This is a genomic window from Mycobacterium sp. E2733 (assembly GCF_001667585.1).
GTDB lineage: Bacteria > Actinomycetota > Actinomycetes > Mycobacteriales > Mycobacteriaceae > Mycobacterium.
This window is the reverse complement of record NZ_LZJZ01000093.1, coordinates 16,886-37,628: the sequence shown is the minus strand read 5'-3', so window position 1 is coordinate 37,628 and position 20,743 is coordinate 16,886. Positions and strand designations below refer to the sequence as shown.

The following is a 20,743-nucleotide window of genomic DNA, read 5'->3' as shown; positions in this document are numbered from 1 at the left end:
TCACTTCTCTAGTAGGTCGGGCTGCTGGAGCAGCTCGTTGATCGCGGCGAGGAACAGCGCCCCCCGGTGTCCGTCGCTGGCGCGGTGGTCGGCGGCGAGCGTGGCCTGGACCGTCGTGACGACCCGGATCCCGCCGTCGATGACACAGACCCGCTCGGCCGGCTGGCCGAAGCCCACGATCGCGACCTGCGGCGGGTAGATGACGCCGAAGACCGCGTCGACGCCCTGGTCGCCGAGGTTGGTGAGCGTGATGGTCGGGTCCGACATCTCCGAACTCCGGAGTGAGAAAGACCGCGCCCGACCCACCAGATCGGTGAGGTCGTCCATCAATTCGTCCAGCTTCTTCTCCGGAACGTCGTGGATGGCCGGCGCGACGAGGCCGCCGCCGCGCAGCGAGATCCCGACACCGACGTGAACGCCGTTCGCCGGCTCGAACCCGTCCTCCCGCCAGAATCCGTTGAACTCGGTGAATCGCTGGGCGGCGACGCCGACGGCCTTCAGGAGCAAGACGGCCGGCAGCACCCGTTCGTCGATGGATCGCTGGGCATTTCGTGTCGTCAGCCAGGACAGCGCCTTCTCCAACATGATCTCTTCGGCCAGGTAGTAGTGCGGGATCTCCCGCTTGGACCGGCTCATCGCCGCCGCGATCGACTTCCGCATCTGTGTCGCGCGGTCGGCCGCCGTCGGCTTGGCCGCCGGTTGCGCGACCGGCTTGACCTCGACCGGCTTGGCGGCCGCCGCGTGCTCGACGTCGTTGATGGTGACGGCGCCCTGGGGTCCGGTGCCGCTCACCGCGTCGATGTCGACGCGCAGCGACTGCGCCAACCGCCGCGCGGCCGGGGACACCCAGCGCCGGTGCCCCGGGGCGATCGGGGGAGCGCCGGCGACGGACGGGGTCGGTGGGGCGGTCACCGGCGCGGTTGCCGGCATCGGCTGGGCGGTGGTCGCCGCCTCCGGCGACGGACGCGGCGTGGGTGGCTTCTCCGCCTGCTCGCCGGGTGCGGTCAGCGTGGCCAATGTCGTTCCCACCTGGACGGTTTCACCGACGGGGACGACGAGCTCGCTGACGATGCCCTCCTGCCAGCATTCGACTTCCACCGCGGCCTTGGTGGTCTCGACGATAGCCACGACCTGGCCGCGACTGACCTTGTCCCCGGGCTTGACCAGCCACTCGTTCAGGGTGCCTTCATCCATGTCGGAGCCGAGCGAGGGCATTTTGAATTCGATCACGACTGGTCCCCGAAGAGGCTCTGCACGGCGGCGACGATCTTGGGAACTTGGGGGAGGGCGGCCTCTTCCAGGTGTTTGGTGTAGGGGATGGGAACTTCGGCGCTGCACACCCGGCCCACCGGTGCATCGAGGTCGTAGAAGGCGCCCTCCATCACCCGCGCGCTCACTTCCGCGGCCAGGCTGCCGGTGCGCCACGCCTCGTCGACCACCACCGCCCGATGCGTCTTGCGGACGGATTCGAGGATGGTGTCGTCATCGAGTGGGCGCAGGATGCGCAGATCGATTACTTCGCAGTCGATTCCGGATAGCGAAAGCTCATTGGCGGCGTCGAGCGTCTTCGGCAGGCTGCCGCCGTAGGTGATCAGGGTGGCGTCGCTGCCGCTGCGGCGCACCGCCGCCCGCGAGATGTCCGTCGGAGCGAGAACGTCGACATCGGTGGAGGCGTTGTAAAGCTGAACGTGTTCGAAGATCACCACCGGGTCCGGGTCCGCCAGCGCGGGACCGAGCATGCCGTACGCGTCCTCGACGGTGGCCGGAGCCACCACCTTGATGCCCGGGATGTGGGCGTACCACGGCTCCAGGCTGTGCGAATGCTGCGCGGCGAGCTGGCGCCCGGCACCCGTCGCCATGCGGACGACGAGCGGTACCGAGAACTGCCCGCCGGACATATGGCGAAGGGCCGCTGCGGTGTTGACGATCTGGTCGAGAGCCAGCAGGCTGAAGTTGACCGTCATGACTTCCACGATCGGGCGTAACCCGCCCAGCGCCGCGCCGATTCCGATCCCGACGAAGCCCAGTTCGGACAGCGGCGTGTCCCGCACACGGTCGGGGCCGAATTCGTCGAGCAGGCCTTTGGAGGCGGCGTATGTTCCCCCGTAACGCGCGACGTCCTCGCCCATCAGCATCACCCGGGCATCGTCGCGCAGGGCGTCGCGGAGGGCGTCGTGCACGGCGGTTCGGTAGCTGGTCTTCATCGCGCCGCCTCCGGAGTCAGCACGTCGCGTTCGAGATCCGCCACGTCCTCCCAGGTTCCGGCGTCGGCATAGGCCACCGCGTCCGCGATCTCGGTGGCGGCCGCATCTTCGATCTCACGCACGTCGGCCTCGGACAGCGCGCCGTCGCCCAGACATTTCTCGGTGAAAGCCTGGATCGGGTCGCGCTCGCGCCACCGCTCGACTTCGCCCTTATCCCGGTACAGTTCGGGGTCGAACATCGAATGCGCCCGGAACCGGTAGGTGCGGAATTCGATGAAGAACGGGCCGCCGGTGTCGCGGACGTGGTCGACGCCCTCTTGCGCGGCCGTGTGGCACGCCTCGACATCCATGCCGTCCACGGCCAGCGTCGGCACGCGGTAGGCGGCCGCCTTGGCGGTGAGATCGGTCTGGGACTGCGCGCGATCCAGCGCGGTCCCCATCGCGTAAAGGTTGTTCTCGCAACAGAACAACACGGGCAGATTCCACAGGGCCGCCATGTTCAACGACTCATGGAAGGCGCCTTCGGCCACCGCGCCGTCGCCGAAGTAGCAGGCTGTCACGCGCTTCTGTTGCAGCATGGCGTCGGCCAGCGCTATTCCCACCGCCAGCGGCAGGCCGCCGGCCACGATCGCGTTCCCTCCGTAGAACCGCTTGGCCCCGTCGAACAAGTGCATCGAACCGCCGCGGCCACGCGAGCAGCCCTCCTGCTTGCCGAACATCTCGGCCATGATCGAGGTCATCGGGATGCCCCGCAACAGGGCGTGCGCGTGCTCGCGGTAGGTCGCGACCACCGCGTCGTCGTCGGCCAGTGCGCGCAGCGACCCGGCGGCCACGGCCTCCTCCCCGACGTAGAGGTGGAGGAATCCGCGAATCTTGGCCGCGCTGTAGAGCTCGGCGCATTTTTCCTCCATGCGCCGCACGCGGATCATGTCCGACAACAGCTCATGGGCCAGCTTCGTATCGGTCATGAGGGCACCCCTTCGGTGTGTTGGACCGGGTGTTGCTCGATGGTGGAGGTGTCGCCCTCCGGCAGCCCCAGTTCGCGGGCCTTGAGCAGGCGCCGCATGATCTTGCCGCTGCTCGTGTGCGGCAACGAGTCGACGAACTCGATCTCCTTGGGCGCCACCGTGGCGCCGAGCCGCTTGCGGGCGTGGCCGAGCAGTTGCAGCCGCAGGTCGTCGTCGGCCACGACACCGTTCTTCAGGGTGACAAAGGCTTTGACCATCTCACCGACCGTTGGATCCGGTATGCCGATGACGGCCGCCTCGGCCACCGCCGGGTGATCGGTCAGCGCGCTCTCCACTTCGAACGGCCCGATCAGGTGTCCGGCGGACTTGATCACGTCGTCCTTGCGCCCGACGAACCAGAAGTAGCCGCCGGCGTCTTTCGTCGCGAGATCTCCGGTCAGGTACAGGCCCGCCGCAAACGAGCTCCGGTATCGCTCCTCGGCGTTCAGATACCCGCGGAACATCGACGGCCAGCCGGGTTTGAGCGCGAGCTCACCCTCGACGCCCGGTTCGTCGACCACCTCGACGGTGCCGTCGTCGTTGCTGCGCACGATGAACGCGTCCACCCCGGGCAGCGGGCGGCCCATCGAGCCGGGCTTGATGTCGAACGCGGGCGTGTTGGCGATCATGATGCCGCCCGTCTCGGTCTGCCACCAGTTGTCGTGAATCGGCAAGCCCAGCACCCGCTCTCCCCACCAGACGGCTTCCGGATTGAGCGGCTCCCCGACGCTGGCGATGAATCTCAGCCGCGGAAAGTGGTATTGCGCGGGCAGTTCCGGGCCCGCCTTGATGAGCATCCGGATGGCGGTCGGCGCGGTGTACCACACCGACACACCCTGGTCCTGCAGGATGCGATACCACCGTTCGGCGTCGAATTCCGCTTCGTCGACGATGGAGGTCACCCCGTGCAGCAGCGGGCTGATGATGCCGTATGACGTGCCGGTCACCCAGCCGGGATCGGCCGTGCACCAATAGGTGTCGTCGGGGTGAAGGTCAAGGGCGTACAGGCCGGTGACGTAGTGCATCGCGACGGCGCCGTGCACGTGGATGGCGCCCTTGGGCGTCCCCGTGGTCCCGCTGGTGAAGTGCAGCAGCGCCGGGTCGTCCGCGGTAGTGGGCTCGACCGGCGCGTTCTCATCGGCCGCCTCCACCCACTGCCAGAAGTCGAGCGTCCCCGGCGGGGTGCCGTCGCCCTGCCCGTCATCGACGACGAAGACGTGTCGCACCGACGGCATGCGATCACGGATCTTCGCGATCTTGCGCTGGTATATCGCCCTCGTGGTCACCAGGACGTCGGCGTGCCCGAGGTTGACTCGGGTCGCGATCGGCTCGGGCCCGAAGGCCGAGAACAAGGGCGAGACCACACTGCCGTTGCGCAACGCGCCCAGCATCGCGATGTAGAGCTCGGGGCCGCGGGCCATGACGATGAACACGCGCTCGCCCCTATTGATCCCCAACGAGCGCAGCGCGCTGGAGAATTTCCTGGAGAACTGGCCGAGCTCGGCGTAGCTGAGGTCGCGGGTGGTGATCACGCCGTCCCAGGGGTTATCGGTGACGAACCGCAACGCCGTGCGCGTCGCGGCCGGCCCGGTGGTGTGCCGGTCTACGGCGGCGTAGGCGATGTTGCACAGGCCGGGCCCCATGCCTTCGCACAGATTCGGTACATCGGTCCAGTGGAACTGGGCGCGCTCGTGCTCGTAGTCCGTGAGGTTGGGCCGAACACGATGGTCAAGGGCAGTTTTTCGGATGACGTCCATCAAGGGTCCTCGGTCGGGGTGGTCGCCTACATCGTTTGCCCGCACAGCAATGCCGCAATAGAGACAAAGGTCATCAGTCGCGGCGGTGGTGCCGCGGGTCCAATGACCCGACGCTGGGGACCAAGGACCCTGGCGCGCGCTGCCCGTATGGCTGAGGGTCCAAGTAACACAGGAGAGGCGAGAACGATGACCCAGACGATGGTCGACAGCAAAGTGCTCACCAGGGCGGTGGAGCTCGCCTGCCGCGCGCCCTCGCTGCACAACAGCCAGCCGTGGCGATGGGTTGCCGGCGGCCCCACCGTCGATCTCTTCGCCGACCCGCACCGCATCGTGCCCTCGGCCGACAGCTCGGGCCGCGAGTCGATCATCAGCTGCGGCGCGGTGCTCGATCACTTCCGGGTCGCGATGGCCGCCGAGGGGTGGACGGCCCACGTCGACGAGTTTCCCAACCCCAACAACCCCGACCACCTGGCCTCCATCGACTTCGTTTCGGCCGACTACGTCGCCGTGGCCCGACGCGACCGCGCGGCGGCGATCCTGCGTCGCAGGACCGACCGCCGCCCGTTCGGCGCCCCGAAGGGCTGGGCGTCCTTCGAACCGGTGCTGCGGAGCGCCTTCAATCCCGACCTGGCCGCCCTCGACGTATTGGCCGACGACGCGCTGCCGCGCCTGGTGGAGGCCGCGCACCTCAATGAGGCGTTGCGGCGCTACGACGACCTCTATCACCACGAATTGCGTTGGTGGACAGCCCCCGGCAGGCACGATGACGGCATACCTCAGGCCGCGCTGATCAAGGAGGCGCAGCCCCGTACCGACGGCGTCAACCGCCGATTCCCAACCGACGGGTACCCCCGGGGGAGTTCCACGAGCCTCCAAGATCAAGCAAGGATCGTTGTCCTGTCCACGCCGGGGGACACCCGCGCGGACGCGTTCCGTTGCGGCCAGGCCCTTTCGGCGGTTCTGCTGGAGTGCACCATGGCCGGCCTGTCGACCTGCACCGTGACGCACGTGACGGAGCTGCAGGCCAGTCGAGACATGATTCGAGAACTCATACCCGAGAGCGAAGCCGTACCCCAGGTTCTGATCCGGGCCGGCACCGCATTCTCGGGCAAGGGCGCTCCCGAACCGACGCCGCGCCGGCCGGTACGCGAGGTCTTGGAGATTCGCAAATAACACGACATAGCTTGCACGGCAATATTTTCGAAGGGAGACGGTAGTGTATGCCGATCCAGGTGACTGGCTCGTCATCAAGAGCGGCACGATCGGGCGACCGGATCTGCGCGGGTTGATCACGTCGGTGCGCTCACCGAATGGTGAACCGCCGTACCGGGTCCGGTGGTTGGCCACCGGGGAGGAGACGACCGTGTTTCCCGGTCCCGACGCGATCGTCGTCACGGCCGCCGAACAGCAGGCCGCCGACGAGCGGGCGCGGTCACGGTTCGCCGCGGTGCAAGCCGCCATCAGAGATCACGCTCGAAGCGGGTAGGAAGCCAAATGCCCCCTGCCACAGACGGATCCCCATCGATGACGGATGCCGACGTCGATGAGCTCGCGTACGATTTCCTGCACTCGCCGTATGCCGGCGACACCTATCTCGACTGGCGCCTGGACCAGCGCCTCGACGGCTTTCTCCGCCACCGCGGATTGGCCCGTCTGGTTGACGACGGCGACGCCTACGGCCTGATCCTCAACCGGGTCATGGCCTACATCGGCGAGCTACGCCGCAGAAGCTGAGCCGACGAACGACCCGCAAGCCTGGGACTTCGGGCCCTACCCCCGCCTACGGCGGGCTGGTCGGATGAATTCGTCGATGGTCAAGATCGAGGAGATTGCCATGACCAGAGCAGCTGACGCCACCCGGCGCTCGCCACGGCGGGTGTTCCGTGACCGCGCCGAGGCCGGCCGCGTGCTGGCGAACCTCCTCGGTGCCTACCGCGATAGGCACGACGTGATCGTGCTGGGCCTGGCCCGCGGCGGCATACCCGTGGCGTGGGAGGTGGCGGCGGCCCTGCGCGCCCCGTTGGACGCGTTCATCGTGCGCAAGCTCGGTGCCCCCGGCCACGAGGAGTTCGCCGTGGGGGCATTGGCGAGCGGGGGACGCGTCGTGGTCAACGACGACGTCGTGCGCGGCCTGCGTATCACCCCGCAGGAGTTGCGCGCCGTCGCCGAGCGGGAAGGCCGGGAACTGATTCGGCGCGAGGCCGCCTATCGCGACGGGCGGCCACCCGCGGATGTGGCGGGCAAGACGGTGATCCTGGTCGACGACGGATTGGCTACCGGCGCAAGCATGTCCGCGGCGGTGCAGGCGCTCCGCGAGGCCGAGCCCGCCCACATCGTCATCGCCGTGCCGGCGGCACCCGAGTCCACGTGCCGGGAGTTTGCCGGGCAGGTCGACGACGTCGTGTGCGCGAGCATGCCCACTCCGTTTCTCGCGGTCGGGGAGTCGTTCTGGGATTTCCGGCAAGTGACCGACGAAGAGGTCCGTCGGTTCCTCGCGACGCCGACGACCGGGACCCCGACGAGGGCCCCGGCGCGAACCCCCGCCGAGCTGATCAGCCGGGTGGCCATCGATGCGCCGGCGGGCGTCCCGCCGCGTGACGCGCTGGAGGAGTTGATCGGCGATGCCCGCATCGTGCTGATCGGCGAAAGCTCGCATGGCACACACGAGTTCTACGAGGCCCGCGCGGAGATCACCAAGTGGCTGATCGAGGAGAAGGGCTTCTGTGGTGTCGCCGCGGAGGCGGACTGGCCGGACGCCTACCGGGTGAACCGCTACGTTCGCGGCATCGGCGATGACATGAGCGCCGACGCGGCGTTGAGCGGGTTCGAGCGATTTCCCGCGTGGATGTGGCGCAACACCGTCGTGCGCGACTTCGTCGAGTGGCTGCGCGCCCGAAACCGGCTGCACGAGAACAACGGGCAGCGGCAGGCCGGCTTCTACGGGCTGGATCTTTACAGCCTGCATCGGTCGATGCAGGAGGTGATCGGCTACCTCGACAAGGTCGATCCCAAGGCGGCGGGGCGGGCGCGCGAACGTTATGCCTGCTTCGACCACGCCTCGGCGGACGACGGCCAGGCATACGGCTTCTCGGCCGCCTTCGGCGCCGGCCCGTCCTGTGAACAGGAAGCCATCGATCAACTGGTCGACCTTCAGCGCAACGAACTGGCCTATGCGCGCAGGGACGGTCTGCTCGCCGAGGACGAACTGTTCTACGCCCACCAGAACGCCCAGACGGTGCACAACGCGGAGGTGTACTACCGGGCGATGTTCAGCGGGCGGGTCACCTCGTGGAACCTGCGCGACAAGCACATGGCGCAGACGCTCGAGGCGCTGCTCAAGCATCTGGACCGCCACCAAGACATCCCGTCGGCACGAATCGTCGTGTGGGCCCACAACTCTCACGTCGGGGACGCGCGCGCGACCGAAGTCTGGGCCGATGGACAACTCACGCTCGGCCAACTGGTCCGGCAGCGGCACGGTGACGGAGCACGTCTGATCGGCTTCAGCACCTACACGGGCACGGTCACCGCCGCCAGCGACTGGGGTGGCATCGCCGAACGAAAGGTCGTGCGCCCGGCGCTCAACGGGAGCATCGAGGAGTTGCTGCACGAGACGGGCAAGAGCGAGTTTCTGGTGTCGGCGCACATCAGCCCGGGAGCCGCGGAACCGCTGAGCGCGGTTCGATTGGGCCGTGCCATCGGTGTGATCTACCGCCCCGAGACCGAACGACAGAGCCACTACTTCCACGTCCGCCCCGCCGATCAGTTCGACGCGATGATCCACATCGACAGGACGCGGGCGCTGGAACCCCTTGAGGTCACCAGCCTCTGGATCGCGGGCGAAACGCCGGAAACGTATCCGAGTGGCCTCTAACCCCGCGGAGACAACGAAGATGGAGACGCCGTCCGACCCGGTTCGCCGAACCCGAATCGTCACGTTGACCATGAATCCCGCGCTCGACATCACGACGAGCGTCGGCGTCGTGCGGCCGACGGATAAGTTGCGCTGCTCCGCGACGCGGTACGACCCGGGCGGCGGCGGCATCAACGTCGCTCGGATCGCGAAGGTCCTAGGCAGCCCGGTGCTGGCGGTGTTTCCCGCAGGCGGGTCGCACGGTGGCCTCGTCATGAGCCTGCTCAGCGAGGCGGAAGTCCCGTTCCAGCAGGTTCCGATCGCTGCCCAAACGCGAGAGAGTTTCACCGTCAACGAGAGCAGCACCGGCCAGCAATACCGGTTCGTGTTGCCCGGGCCGGAGCTGACCGTCCCCGAGCAGGAGCAATGCCTCGAGCAATTGCGGGTGGCGGCCGAATCCGCCGAAGTCGTTGTGGCGAGCGGCAGTCTGCCGCCGGGTGTGCCGGCCGACTACTATCAGCGGGTTGCCGACATCTGCCGGCAGTTGGGCGTGAAGCTCATTCTGGACACCTCCGGCGGCGGCTTGCAGCACATCTCCTCGGGGGTATTTCTGCTGAAGGCGAGCGTGCGAGAGCTGAGAGAATGCGTCGGTCGCCGACTCGCCACCGAGTCCGAGCAAATAGCCGCCGCTCACGAATTGATCAACAGTGGCCGCGCACAAGTCGTAGTGGTTTCCCTGGGATCCTATGGCGCGCTGCTCGCGACACGCCATGGCAGCCAGCGGTTTCCGGCAGTCCCGATGCCGGGCGGGAGCGGTGTCGGGGCCGGCGACGCGATGGTAGCCGCGATCACCGTGGGCCTCACGCACGGATGGCCTCTTGGAAAGTCCGTTCGGTTCGGCATCGCGGCGGGTGCCGCGATGCTGATGACACCCGGTACGGCGGTCTGCGAGCGCGCCGACATAGAGCGGTTGTTCGAGCTGGTCGCCGAACCGGCAGAGGTGGGGGACGAACGACTTCGCGGTTGAGGCCTAACGGCCCGTGCACAGCGGGCGTCGCCGCAATAGCCTGGAGTGATCGGAACAATCAGGAGCCGAGATGAGCCAGCTGGACGCCAAGGCGGTGATCGTGGGTGTCAACGGCTCGAAAGCCGCGGTCAACGCGGCGAAGTGGGCGATCGACGAGGCAATTGGCCGGCAGCTCCCACTTCGCCTGGTGTATGTCATCCCGCCCAGGCTAGGGCCCATCGGATCGGGGCCGAGTGCCGAATGGGAAGTCGAACGCGGCGAAATAGCGCTGGCTCAGGCGGAGTGCGCGATACAGAGCGAGCGGAAGCCGGTCGAGATCGAGACGGCGATCGTCTCCGGGGACCCCGCGGAGGCGTTGATCAACCAATCGCACGACGCGGCCCTGGTTTGTGTCGGCACCGCCAGGCGCGGATGGGCCTCCGACGGACTGCTGGGCCCGACAGCCACGGGCCTGGTGGAGCGCGCGCATTGCCCGGTCGCGATCGTCCGTACCAATCCTGACGGGTCGCCGACGGAGCTCGGTGTGATCGCCGTGGTGCTCAACGACGAGCCCGGCAACGACGAGGTGGTGCACCAGGCCATGGAGGAAGGGCGACGCCGCCACGCGACCGTGCGCCAGATCGACCGGCGACTGAACAGCTGGGTGCGTCGTTACCCGGACGTCCCAGTCCAGACCGTCGCCGCGGGGACCGGCCCGAAACACCACGGAACGCCCGGCACCGCAATCGAACTGGCGGTGGTGGGCAGTGCCGATGCCCAGGGGATGGCCGCGCTGGCCACCCCGAACTGTCATCCGATCGTCGGCTATCCCGACTGCTCGGTGCTTGTGGTGCGCCACTGAGACGATGACACAGCCAGCCAGAGCCGAGTCGATCGTTGCCGGTATCGACGGTTCCAAAGCGGCGATACGCGCGGCCCTGTGGGCGGTCGACGAGGCGGTGAGTCGCGACGTTCCGCTACGCCTGCTCTGCGCGACCGAGCCCGGGGACGGCGAACAAACCCCGGAGATGGCGGTCCGCCAGGCGGCGACGGCGATCCAGGCCGCGGGCAAGCCGGTGGAGGTCGAGACGGAGATCGTCCACGGACCCGCGGTCGGGTCGCTGATTCGCGCGTCGGCGTCGGCCGCCATGGTCTGCGTGGGCGCCGTCGGGCTGCGCCACTTTCAACCGGGCCGGGTCGGCTCCACCGCCGCGGCGCTGGCCATATCGGCGCGCTGCCCGGTCGCGATCGTCCGGGCCCACGACGACCACCGCCGGCAACCCGCAGAAAAAGCGGTCGTCGAGATAGACGGTTCCCCGGACTCGGTTCTGCTGGGCGCCGCCATCGAAGAGGCGGTGCTGCGCGGGGCCGCCCTGCAGGCGGTCGTCTCGCGGCGAACGGGCCCACTCGAACACGGTGACACCGAGGCCGATCGCCGGGCGCTCGCCGACCTCGACCGCCGGCTGTCCGGGTGGAAGCGACGCCATCCGCAGCTTCAGGTCGAATCGGTGGCGGTACACGTCGGCCTGCTGGACTACCTGGCCGCACACCGCGGGCCCGTGGGCCTGGTGATCGTCGGCGCCCGCGACCGTCAGCACGTTGCCGAACTGGTCGGACCGGTCGGCAGTTCGGTGATGGCGGACGCGCACTGTTCGCTGTTGATCGTGAATCGGCAGCATTTGTGAGGTGGGATAATTGCGAAATGTGGGATATTGGGCCGAGGGCGACCGGCAGGAGGGGTTGATGGTCAAGGTTTTCCTGGTCGATGACCATGAGGTTGTCCGGCGCGGCCTCGCGGATCTCCTGGCATCGGACCCTGAGCTCGAGATCGTCGGCGAGGCGGGCTCCGTCTCCGAGGCGAAGGCACGGATACCGGCACTGCAACCCGACGTCGCCGTGCTTGACGTGCGGCTTCCCGACGGCAACGGCATCGAGCTCTGCCGCGACCTGGTGTCCGATCACCCCGACCTGCGCTGCCTGATGCTGACGTCGTTCACCTCCGACGAAGCGATGCTGGAGGCGATCCTGGCCGGCGCCAGCGGTTACGTGGTCAAGGACATCAAGGGGATGGAGCTTGCCCACGCCATCAAGGAGGTGGGCGCCGGCAAATCCCTGCTGGATAACCGGGCGGCGGCCGCCCTGATGGCCAAGCTCCGCGGCGCGGCGGAGCGCGAAGACCCACTGTCCGGGCTGACCGAACAGGAGCGAACCCTGCTGGGGCTGCTCAGCGAGGGCCTGACCAACAGGCAGATCGCCGCCCGCATGTTCCTCGCCGAGAAGACGGTGAAGAATTACGTGTCGCGGTTGCTGGCCAAGCTCGGCATGGAGCGCCGCACCCAGGCGGCGGTGTTCGCGTCCAAGTTGGATCAGCACCCCGGCCATGCCCAGACGCCGCCCGCGACGCCGCCCGACTAGCGGTCGGCCGCGAGACGCACGCAAATCGACGACAACACTTCGGTTGGGCGCTTGACAATTTGCGATTAGGCTGATCGTGCAGTTGTGATCACGTCGTGTCTTGAGCATCGGGAGGTCTGTCGGGTGGCGACCGACGATAGCGGCTCGGCGTTCGCCGGACTTGGCCAGCGGGGGCTGGTGAGCAGGATGCACGAGCAACTCGACGAGTTGCTGGCGGCCCGCGACCAAATGGAGCAACTGCTGCGTGTCATTGTCGAGATCGGCGCGGGCCTCGACCTCGACGAGACGCTGCACCGGATCATCGGCGCGGCCAGGAGGCTGACCTCGGCCCCGTACGGAGCGCTGGCCATCCGCGATCCCGAGGGCAACTTGCTCTCGTTCGTCCACGAGGGGATGGACGCCGACACGGTGGCCCGGATCGGGCACCTGCCGGTGGGCAAGGGACTCCTGAGCCTCTCGCTGCTGGACACGCCCGCCCTGCGCATGGCGGATCTGACCTCCCACCCGGCGGCGGTCGGGTTCCCCGAGCATCACCCCCCGATGCGCGGATTCCTCGCGGTGCCGATCACCATCCGGGGCACCGTGTTCGGCAACATTTACCTCACCCACGTCGATCCGAAGCGGGTGTTCTCCGACTCCGACGAGGTGGCCGCCCGGGCGCTGGCGTTCGCCGCCGCCGTCGCCATCGACAACGCGCGGGTGTTCGAGCGCGAGCGGACCGCCGTGAAGTGGATGGACGCCAGCCGCGAGATCACCACCGCGCTGCTGTCCAGCGCCGAGCCGCACCGGCGCCCGCTGCAGTTGATCGCCGACCGCGCCCGCGCGCTGACCGACGCCGAGCAGGCGATCGTCCTGGTGCCCGCCGACCCCGACCTGCCCGACGACGAGGTCGACACGCTGGTGGTCTCGGCGGCGGTGGGGCGGCACGCCGCCGAGGTGGTCGGCCAGCGCGTCCCGGTGGACGCGTCGACCAGTGGCGCCGTGTTCCGCTCCGGCCAACCGCTGATCACCGAGACCCTGCAGTACCCGATTCAGGCGTTCACCGATGTCGGGCAGCGTCCGGCCATCCTCATGCCGCTACGCGCCCACGACGAAGTCGTCGGCGTGATCGCCATCGCCCGCGGCGCCGACCAGCCGCCCTTCGACGAGAGCTACCTCGACCTGGTCAGCGACTTCGCCACGCACGCGGCGATTGCGCTCGTGCTCGCGTCGGCCCGTGACGACGCGCGCCGGCTGACCATCCTGGCCGAGCGCGAACGCATCGCGCACGACCTGCACGACCACGTCATCCAGCGGCTTTTCGCCGCCGGCATGGACTTGCAGGGCACGTTGGCCCGGGCGCGTTCCCCGGAGGTGATCGATCGGCTCAACCGCACGCTCGACGACCTGCAAACGATCATCGAGGAGATTCGCACCACGATCTTCCAGCTGAAATCGCCGCCGGGCCGGAACGGCGACTTCCGGCATCGCATCCAGCAGGTGGTTGCCGACCTGACCGAGGACCGGGACATCGTGACAACCGTGCGGATGCACGGACCGATGACCGCGGTCGGCGGAGAGCTTGCCGACCACGCCGAGGCGGTGACCGCGGAAGCCGTCAGCAATGCCCTGCGGCATTCCGGCGCGTCGCGCGTGACCGTCGAGATCAGCGTCGCCGACATGTTCAGCCTCGACATCATCGACAACGGCTCCGGCATACCCGCCGGCAACTCGCGGCGCAGCGGCCTGGCCAACATGAAGCGGCGCGCCGAACAACTGGGCGGTTCCTGCGAGATCGCCGGCCCACCCGACGGCGGTACGCGGGTCCACTGGGTCGCGCCGCTCATCGATCAATAGCGGTCGCCTCGAACGGGACCAATGGGAGGGGCCATGGGGTCTAACGGCCCTGCCCGACCGCGCCGCCGCCGAATATCGTCGGGCATTGTGAGTAATCGATCGGTGGAGGTCGCCGCTACCGCTCGGCTGCTCGACGGACGCCTGGTGATGTTGCGTCCCTTGACCGTCGCCGACGCCGACGCCGTTTCGGCGCTGCATCAACACCTGTCCGACCACGACCGATACTTCCGTTTCTTCACGCTGCAGCTGTCGCCGCTGCGCGAGCTCGTCGCGAAGCTGACCGAGCCCGCGGACGGGTTGTACGCTCTGGGTGCCTTCGACGCCGACCGGCTGATCGGCGTGGCTCATTACGTGGTCGCCGACGACCCGATGGTGGCCGAGGTCGCGGTCGTGGTCGCTCACCAAGACCATTCCGTGGGTGTGGGCACTGCCCTGCTCAAGCACCTGGCCCCGATCGCTCGGGCCCACGGAATCGGACGGTTCACCGCGGATGTCCTCGGCGAGAACCACCTCATGCTCACGGTCTTCTTCGATCTCGGCTGGCCCTGCAGGCCAATCGATTACGGGAATATTCGCCACCTCGAGATCGACCTACCCCAATTCGACGAGACGCCGACGTAGAGGAGCGGACAATGACGGATAAGGCGAAAAAATACGGGGTCCTGGTGTGTGTCGACGGGTCGGCCGCGTCCGACGCGGCCGTCGCCTGGGGGACACGCGAGGCCATCATGCGTGACCTGCCCATCACGCTGATGTACGTCGTTCCGCCCATCGTGGTCGGCTGGCCGGTGGGGCAACTGTATGCGGAGATGCCCGACTGGCAACAGGACAGCGCTCAGCATGTGATCGACCAGGCCCGCAAGACGCTCAGCGCCAGCCTGGGTGCCTCCGAATCGCCCGAAATCCACACCGAGACCGTGTATTCGGCCATCGTCCCAGGGCTGATCGAGGCATCCAAGGAGGCCGTGGTGCTCGTTGCCGGAAACCAGGGACTCGGAGCTGTGGGCCGCCTGCTGCTGGGCTCCGTGACCACGGGGCTCGTGCACTACGCCCATTGCCCCGTCGCGGTCATTCACACCGGCGAACGGGCGGCCCCGGATTCCGACGCGCCCGTGGTGCTGGGCATCGACGGATCCCCTGCGTCCGAAGAGGCGACCGCCCTGGCCTTTGACGAAGCCTCGCGCCGAGGGGTGGGGCTGGTGGCAGTGCACGTATGGAGCGACGTGGGCGTGTTCCCCATCCTCGGCATGGACTGGCATGACCGGGAGCAGGAGGCGCGCGAGATCCTCGCCGAGCGGCTGGCCGGCTGGCAAGAACGCTATCCCGACGTGCCTGTCGAGCGGAAACTGTTCTGCGACAAGCCGTCCGAATGGCTGCTGAAGGAATCCGAAAACGCCCAACTGGTGGTGGTCGGCAGCCGCGGCCGTGGCGGGTTTCCCGGGATGCTGCTCGGCTCGGTGAGTTCGGCGGTGGCACAGTCGGCCCGGGTGCCCGTGCTGGTGGTCCGCTGACGTCAACCCGTGCCGCCAAGGAGGCTGTCAGATGATCGAGCTGCTCCCGGACATGCCGGAGAAAGTGATCGGCATCCGCGTGTCGGGCCGGCTGCGCGGTGACGAGCTGCGCGACTTCAAGCCCGAAATAGACCAGGTGCTCGCAACCGGCGAGGTCAGGATCGTCGAGGTCATCGCGTCCGACTACGAGGGTTTCGGGCCGGGTGGATTCCTCGAGGATCTCAAGCTGGGCTTCGGCACCGTCCTGCCGCACCATTCGGCGTTCAAGCGGATCGCGGTGGTTTCCGACAAAGATTGGGTAGCCCCCGTCCTGCACGCACTGGCGTGGATGGTTCCCGGCGAGATCGCCGTGTTCGGGCTCGACGAGCTTGACCGTGCGACCCAATGGGCAGCCGGATAGCCTCAGTCACGGATGACGAGCACCGAACATCCCGTATGGCCGCCGGGATGCGGGGTGATCGGCCCGACCATACGGGCGACCTTGTCGGCATCGTCGCTGCCCACGACCGCGAGCTGAACGGGTTCCTTTGTACGCGTGAGGAACTCGGCAGCCCCGCGCCTCGCCGCGGCGGGTTGGACGTGCACCTGGCTATGCTGCGATACCCATGGGCCGAGTCGCTGATCCAGCTGGCGGTAGGGAATCTCGCCGAGGCCCCACCGCCAGACACCCATCGCCAAGATCGGTGCGTCACGAAGGCGCGCCTCCCGGAAGCCGTGCTCGAGCACCGCGTCGTTGCGGGCCGATTCCTCGACGGCAACGGCAATGTATCCACCCTCCGGCTCGGCGCCGTCGCGGCTGCTGCGGATGACGGCCACCGGGCAGTGCGCCTTCTGCACCAACGTCTGCGCGGTCGAGCCGAGGACCTTGCGGGCCACCCAGCCCGTCCCCACCGAACCCACACACACCATTGCGGCGTCCCGGGATTCGTCGATCAACGCGCTCTCCGAGGAATCGCGCACGATGTCGCACTCGACCTTGACCGGCGTCCCCATGGCCTGCAGCGCCGCATCGGCGGCGCGCAACGACGATTGGGCGTATTCGACGTCCAAGCTGTCGTCATCCGCATAACGTCTCGGGATGGCATGGATCAGCCGTAGCGGGATGTTGCGGCTGACGGCCTCGGCGGCCGCCCATTTGGCCGCATTGATCGCGGCATCCGAGCCGTCGATACCTACCACGATCCGCTGCGACGACTGCGGATTGTTCATCGAGTCCTCCTGTATGACTGACTAACCGGGGCGCCGAGGGCCCGTCCCAACCACGTTATGGCGGGAAGGCCCGGTTGAGCAGGGCCGTTCGACCCGCGTTCCGGGGCATTGGTCACCGGGGCGTCAGGCCACCTCGACCGAGTGCCCGGGCAGCAGGTGCTGCAGCCGGCCCCGGCATTCCACCTCGACCGCTGCGTTGTTGCCCGCCTCGGAGGTCAGCTCGGCCGCCCGGCCGCTGACGCGAAGGTGCAGCCGCTGGCCGCGATACACGAACGGAAACTCGATGGGATCCAGCGCCTTCGGCCAGAGCGGGCTCAGGATCAGACGGTCGTTGCGGGTTTCCAGGCCGGTGAAACACCGTTGCAGCAGATCGATGCTGCCGGCCATCGCGGCCAGGTGTATGCCTTCCGCCGTGGTGCCCCCTTGGATGTCGGCGACGTCGGAAGCCAGTACCTGCAAGAAGTACTTCATGGCGTGATGCCGGTTGGCGCGGGTGAGCACCCACGCATGGACGAGCGCGCTGAGCGTCGATCCGTCCGAGGTGCGCGCGAGGTAGTAGTCCACCGTCTCGGGGATTTGCTCGGGTGCGAAGCGGTAGCCGAGCCGGCCGAACACGGCCAGCAACTCGTCCGACGACAGCAAGTAGAACAGCATCAGCACGTCGGCCTGCTTCGACGCCTTGTAATTGTTCACGCTGTCGTTCTCGGCCTCCAGGATGCGGTCGAGCCGCTGGATGTTGCCGTACCGCTGCCGGTACTGCTCCCAATCCAGCTCAGCGAGTTGGCAATAGCCTTCGAACTGACTGATCACGTTGTCGTGGAACGGGACGAACATGCGTCGCGTCACGTGATCCCATCGGACGAGCTCGTCGCTCGTGAGATCGATCTTTCTCACCAGGTCGAGGCGGTTCCGCAGCGGAAGCAAGTCCAACGCGTCCATCGCACGCAGGATGGCCCAGACCGCCATGACGTTGGTGTACGCGTTGTTGTCTATCCCGTCGTACTCCTTGCCCGGGTAGCCCGAATGGAACTCGTCGGGGCCGATGACGCCCGTGATCGTGTAACGCCCGCGACTTTCGTCAAAGTTGGCGAGCCCCACCCAGAAACGCGCGATTTCGAGCAGCATCTCGGCGCCGTAGTTGACAAGGAACTGGCGGTCACCCGTCACCTGGTAGTGCTGCCACGTGTTGTAGGCGATGGCCAGACCGACATGGTGGGCGCGGGCGCTGGCATCCGGATTCCATCGCCCGGACTGCGGATTGAGGTGCAGCTCCTGGCTCACCTCACGACCGTCGCTACCCGATTGCCACGGATACATCGCCCCCAGGTAGCCGGCTCTGCGCGCGGCCCGACGGGCCTCGGGGAGTCGCCGATACCGGTAGAGCAGCAGCGAGCGCGCGACATTGGGCATGCGAATGTTGAGCACGGGGGCGACGAAGAGCGAGTCCCAGAAGACATGTCCGCGGTACGCCTCGCCGTGCAGGCCGCGCGCGGGGACTCCGGCGTCGAGTTCGGCGGTGTGCGGCGAGATCGTCTGCAGCAGGTGGACCAAGTGCAGCCGGAGGATGCGGAGCTCGTCGGGGCCGTCGGGCAGGCCGATGGTGCACTGTTCCCACAGCAGTTCCCAGGCCCGCGCGTGCTGACGATGCAGCTCGGCGTACCGGCCGGCGGCGTCGAGGTGCAGCTGGGCGGTGCTCGCCGGTTCCGAGATGGCGCTGTCCCGGCTCGTGAAGATCGTCGCGATTTTCTCGCAGGTGACCGATTGCCCCGTGGCCAGTGCTATCTGGATGTCGTGACCGCCACTGTCGGTTTCCCGCACGACTTTGTACTGCGCGAGGGCGCGTGCGTCGCCGCACCACACGGTGCTGCGCGCGGCCACCGCGATCGCGATGCGCGACTGCGTGGTTTCGGTGCGCAATATCACCGCGTCATCCGCGGATTCGTCGATCACCGGCGATGCGAGGTGCATGCTGGACAGCGAACGATAGCGCTCCACCATGTTGTTGCGCACGCTCCCGTCCAGCAGTGACCGGAATTCCAAGGTGCCCGACCAGTTCTCGGCAACGATCGTGGTTCGCATGGCGAGTACATGCGGCTGGTCCATCGATGCGAACCGTTCTTGGGTCATGGTCGTGATCTGGCCCGCACCGTCCCGGAACCGCAGGGCGCGGATCAGCGTCGCATGCCGCAGGTCGAATGTCTGGCGGTAGAACAACAATTCGGTGTCGTCAACGTGGAACCACTCCCCGCCGTTGATCCGAAATGTCAGCGACAGCCAATTGGGCAGGTTGACCAGGCTTTCGTTCTCGACGGTACGGCCGGAGATGCGGTCGGCCAGCGTGTTGTAGACGCCTGCCGCGTATGTCCCCGGGTAATGCGCCTCCGCCGCCGTTGCCTCCGGAACGCAGCCACGGGTGGCGACGTAGCCGTTTCCAACGGTGCACAGCGTTTCGCGTAGCCGCTCGTACTTGGGGTCGTACCCCTCAAAAACCACTTCCCATGGACCGTTTGGCGCGGTCGCCGCTGCGTGCAGATCATCGGCCAGTCGTCGGAGGAATTCGCACACCGCGGGCGGGTCGGCCAAACTGAAGAGCGCGGCGGATGGTCGATCCCCGTCTTCGGTGTACCGCAACGCAATTCCCACGCCGTCGAATTGGACCGCGTCGAAGGCATCCTCGTCGGTGATATCGCCGCCGACGTAAATCGGCAACACGGCGCCGGGGCTCGTTTTCTGGATGTGTTCGAGGATCCAGTTGACTGTCCTGCCCTTGTCCCAATCGAGGCTGGGGCGAAGCTCGATGACTCTGCGGCCCATCGTGACCCGCAGGCATTGGGATCGCCCGAGTTTGCGGGCCGTCGCTATCACGCGGTCGACCTGTTCGGGGTCGACGTTGCGGTAGTGAACGGCGACCCCAAAACGCTTGTGCTCCAACTGGACTCCAGGCACATCGCGGAGGAGATCGGCCAGTCGCTCGGCCGCACGAGTCAGGGCGCCAGTGGCGCCGATTGCGGCGGCGTTCTCATGGTGGGCCCCGTCCGGCGCGACGAGTTCGAAGCCGTGACCGCCCGCGTACCAAATCCCGTCGACCAGCACGCGGCGGCGAAGATCGCCCAGATCGCGGCCGCTTATCACCGCCACGGGGCACTCCGCCGCCAGCGCGCGCAGCGCTTCGAGGGCTCCCTCGACCAGGGAGGCGGACTCCGGCTGTGCGGCGATCTCCGACAGCGTGCCGTCGAAGTCGAGGAACACCGCCGGTCGCCTGCTCGCCACCAATTCCCTCAACTGGCTGTAGACACCCATCGCGTCGGCGACCCTCGACAGGGGGGTGCCCCCGCGCCACACAGAGATCTCCGCAAGGTCGGCAATGACGGTGTCCGCGCCGCAGGACAGCAATTCGTCTGCCCCTCCGTTGCGCTCGAGGCCGATGATGAGGCGGAAGCCGCCGTCCCGGCCGGCCGCCACCCCCGCGTCGGCACAGTCGATGATCGCGCACCGCACCGGGCGTACCCCAAGGCGCGTCACCGCCATGGTCAGCGCCGCGTCGACCTGCTCGGCGGTATCGGCGGCGCCCACGGCGACGCCGACGAGCTCCTCAAGTCCCGCCGCGCGCAACATGGCTTCGCAGTCCCGGGTAGACGAATAGACGGCCGTGGCGACGCCGACGTCGCGCAGCCGCTGCAGAAATCCGGCGGTCGAAACCCGCGCCTCGACCACCCCGGGCACCGGCTCTGCGACTACACAGTCGAGACCGAGAACCACCGCGTCGTGATAGCGCCTATCGACCGTGATGGGCCATTCGCTCACCTTTGTGACGATGCCACACGTAGGCGCTGGTCAAGGCACAATCGGACCAACGGGGCCTCATGGCCATGCGGTTGGTGACTAAAGCCTCATGATCGACGCCCGTTCGCGCCATAGCGTTTTGGGGGAGGAGAGGGAGAACAT

At 67.6% G+C, this 20,743-nt stretch carries 18 protein-coding genes; 12 read left to right on the top strand and 6 right to left on the bottom strand.

The genetic code is table 11. The features are described 5' to 3' along the window. From A5678_RS17215 to acsA, 4 genes are read right to left on the bottom strand one after another with little or no spacing between them, the layout of a single operon-like run. Entirely contained in the window at window positions 1-1,230 is a 1,230-nt protein-coding gene (locus A5678_RS17215; protein ID WP_068044455.1) for a dihydrolipoamide acetyltransferase family protein, read from the bottom strand. After that, window positions 1,227-2,204, bottom strand: coding sequence for an alpha-ketoacid dehydrogenase subunit beta (locus tag A5678_RS17210; RefSeq protein ID WP_068044453.1), 978 nt, complete (start codon window positions 2,202-2,204; stop codon window positions 1,227-1,229). The genes A5678_RS17215 and A5678_RS17210 overlap by 4 nt, the downstream gene beginning before the upstream one ends. Beyond that, window positions 2,201-3,172, bottom strand: coding sequence for a pyruvate dehydrogenase (acetyl-transferring) E1 component subunit alpha (pdhA, locus tag A5678_RS17205; protein ID WP_068044451.1), 972 nt, complete (start codon window positions 3,170-3,172; stop codon window positions 2,201-2,203). Before pdhA ends, A5678_RS17210 begins: the two co-directional genes overlap by 4 nt. Continuing rightward, entirely contained in the window at window positions 3,169-4,968 is a 1,800-nt protein-coding gene (gene acsA / locus A5678_RS17200) for an acetate--CoA ligase (RefSeq protein ID WP_068044449.1), read from the bottom strand. The genes pdhA and acsA overlap by 4 nt, the downstream gene beginning before the upstream one ends. A 186-nt stretch (window positions 4,969-5,154) precedes the next feature. Between acsA and A5678_RS17195 the strand changes: the two genes are divergently transcribed. The 12 genes from A5678_RS17195 to A5678_RS17140 all read left to right on the top strand — a co-directional run bounded on the left by A5678_RS17195 (window position 5,155) and on the right by A5678_RS17140 (window position 15,989). After that, window positions 5,155-6,141: an NAD(P)H nitroreductase gene (locus A5678_RS17195; protein WP_068044447.1), complete on the top strand. Its 987-nt coding sequence runs from the start codon at window positions 5,155-5,157 to the stop codon at window positions 6,139-6,141. 43 nt (window positions 6,142-6,184) lie between these two features. After that, window positions 6,185-6,454, top strand: a complete 270-nt coding sequence (locus A5678_RS17190; RefSeq protein WP_068044445.1) for a DUF1918 domain-containing protein — start codon at window positions 6,185-6,187, stop codon at window positions 6,452-6,454. A gap of 38 nt (window positions 6,455-6,492) precedes the next feature. After that, window positions 6,493-6,702: a hypothetical protein gene (locus A5678_RS17185; protein WP_068044442.1), complete on the top strand. Its 210-nt coding sequence runs from the start codon at window positions 6,493-6,495 to the stop codon at window positions 6,700-6,702. Between the two features lie 94 nt (window positions 6,703-6,796). Continuing rightward, the gene (locus A5678_RS17180; protein WP_156746960.1) at window positions 6,797-8,842 is read left to right on the top strand and encodes an erythromycin esterase family protein; all 2,046 of its coding nucleotides are present in this window, start codon (window positions 6,797-6,799) and stop codon (window positions 8,840-8,842) included. Between the two features lie 19 nt (window positions 8,843-8,861). Next, window positions 8,862-9,848, top strand: coding sequence for a 1-phosphofructokinase family hexose kinase (locus tag A5678_RS17175; protein ID WP_068044440.1), 987 nt, complete (start codon window positions 8,862-8,864; stop codon window positions 9,846-9,848). 70 nt (window positions 9,849-9,918) lie between these two features. Then, window positions 9,919-10,689 (top strand): universal stress protein, encoded by a 771-nt coding sequence (locus A5678_RS17170; protein ID WP_068044438.1) that lies wholly within the window; start codon window positions 9,919-9,921, stop codon window positions 10,687-10,689. Window positions 10,690-10,693: 4 nt separating this feature from the next. After that, complete coding sequence (locus tag A5678_RS17165; protein WP_068044436.1) at window positions 10,694-11,512, top strand: universal stress protein; 819 nt, start codon at window positions 10,694-10,696, stop codon at window positions 11,510-11,512. Window positions 11,513-11,570: 58 nt separating this feature from the next. Beyond that, on the top strand, window positions 11,571-12,242 hold the full coding sequence (locus A5678_RS17160) for a response regulator transcription factor (protein WP_068044623.1): 672 nt from the start codon (window positions 11,571-11,573) through the stop codon (window positions 12,240-12,242). 186 nt (window positions 12,243-12,428) lie between these two features. Then, window positions 12,429-14,078 carry a GAF domain-containing sensor histidine kinase gene (locus A5678_RS17155; RefSeq protein ID WP_197502178.1) on the top strand — a complete coding sequence of 550 codons (1,650 nt, stop codon included), beginning with the start codon at window positions 12,429-12,431 and terminating at the stop codon, window positions 14,076-14,078. Between the two features lie 87 nt (window positions 14,079-14,165). Then, window positions 14,166-14,699: a GNAT family N-acetyltransferase gene (locus tag A5678_RS17150; RefSeq protein WP_197502169.1), complete on the top strand. Its 534-nt coding sequence runs from the start codon at window positions 14,166-14,168 to the stop codon at window positions 14,697-14,699. 11 nt (window positions 14,700-14,710) lie between these two features. Next, complete coding sequence (locus A5678_RS17145) at window positions 14,711-15,589, top strand: universal stress protein (RefSeq protein WP_068044432.1); 879 nt, start codon at window positions 14,711-14,713, stop codon at window positions 15,587-15,589. A 31-nt stretch (window positions 15,590-15,620) separates the two neighbouring features. After that, window positions 15,621-15,989, top strand: a complete 369-nt coding sequence (locus tag A5678_RS17140) for an STAS/SEC14 domain-containing protein (protein WP_068044430.1) — start codon at window positions 15,621-15,623, stop codon at window positions 15,987-15,989. 2 nt (window positions 15,990-15,991) lie between these two features. On the opposite strand, the gene A5678_RS17135 is transcribed toward A5678_RS17140, so the two are convergent. Both A5678_RS17135 and otsB read right to left on the bottom strand, forming a co-directional pair. Then, window positions 15,992-16,798 (bottom strand): universal stress protein, encoded by an 807-nt coding sequence (locus A5678_RS17135; RefSeq protein WP_068044428.1) that lies wholly within the window; start codon window positions 16,796-16,798, stop codon window positions 15,992-15,994. A 123-nt stretch (window positions 16,799-16,921) separates the two neighbouring features. After that, complete coding sequence (otsB, locus tag A5678_RS17130; protein ID WP_231983697.1) at window positions 16,922-20,602, bottom strand: trehalose-phosphatase; 3,681 nt, start codon at window positions 20,600-20,602, stop codon at window positions 16,922-16,924. Window positions 20,603-20,743 lie beyond the last annotated feature (141 nt).

Excerpts from the sequence above, each read along its gene's own strand:
- A5678_RS17140 (WP_068044430.1), top strand. The coding sequence starts at position 15,621 with ATGATCGAGCTGCTCCCGGACATGCCGGAGAAAGTGATCGGCATCCGC.
- A5678_RS17160 (WP_068044623.1), top strand. The coding sequence starts at position 11,571 with ATGGTCAAGGTTTTCCTGGTCGATGACCATGAGGTTGTCCGGCGCGGC.
- A5678_RS17170 (WP_068044438.1), top strand. The coding sequence starts at position 9,919 with ATGAGCCAGCTGGACGCCAAGGCGGTGATCGTGGGTGTCAACGGCTCG.
- acsA (WP_068044449.1), bottom strand. The coding sequence starts at position 4,968 with ATGGACGTCATCCGAAAAACTGCCCTTGACCATCGTGTTCGGCCCAAC.
- A5678_RS17145 (WP_068044432.1), top strand. The coding sequence starts at position 14,711 with ATGACGGATAAGGCGAAAAAATACGGGGTCCTGGTGTGTGTCGACGGG.
- A5678_RS17135 (WP_068044428.1), bottom strand. The coding sequence starts at position 16,798 with ATGAACAATCCGCAGTCGTCGCAGCGGATCGTGGTAGGTATCGACGGC.
- A5678_RS17185 (WP_068044442.1), top strand. The coding sequence starts at position 6,493 with ATGACGGATGCCGACGTCGATGAGCTCGCGTACGATTTCCTGCACTCG.
- A5678_RS17195 (WP_068044447.1), top strand. The coding sequence starts at position 5,155 with ATGACCCAGACGATGGTCGACAGCAAAGTGCTCACCAGGGCGGTGGAG.
- pdhA (WP_068044451.1), bottom strand. The coding sequence starts at position 3,172 with ATGACCGATACGAAGCTGGCCCATGAGCTGTTGTCGGACATGATCCGC.
- A5678_RS17210 (WP_068044453.1), bottom strand. The coding sequence starts at position 2,204 with ATGAAGACCAGCTACCGAACCGCCGTGCACGACGCCCTCCGCGACGCC.
- A5678_RS17165 (WP_068044436.1), top strand. The coding sequence starts at position 10,694 with ATGACACAGCCAGCCAGAGCCGAGTCGATCGTTGCCGGTATCGACGGT.
- A5678_RS17155 (WP_197502178.1), top strand. The coding sequence starts at position 12,429 with ATGCACGAGCAACTCGACGAGTTGCTGGCGGCCCGCGACCAAATGGAG.
- A5678_RS17175 (WP_068044440.1), top strand. The coding sequence starts at position 8,862 with ATGGAGACGCCGTCCGACCCGGTTCGCCGAACCCGAATCGTCACGTTG.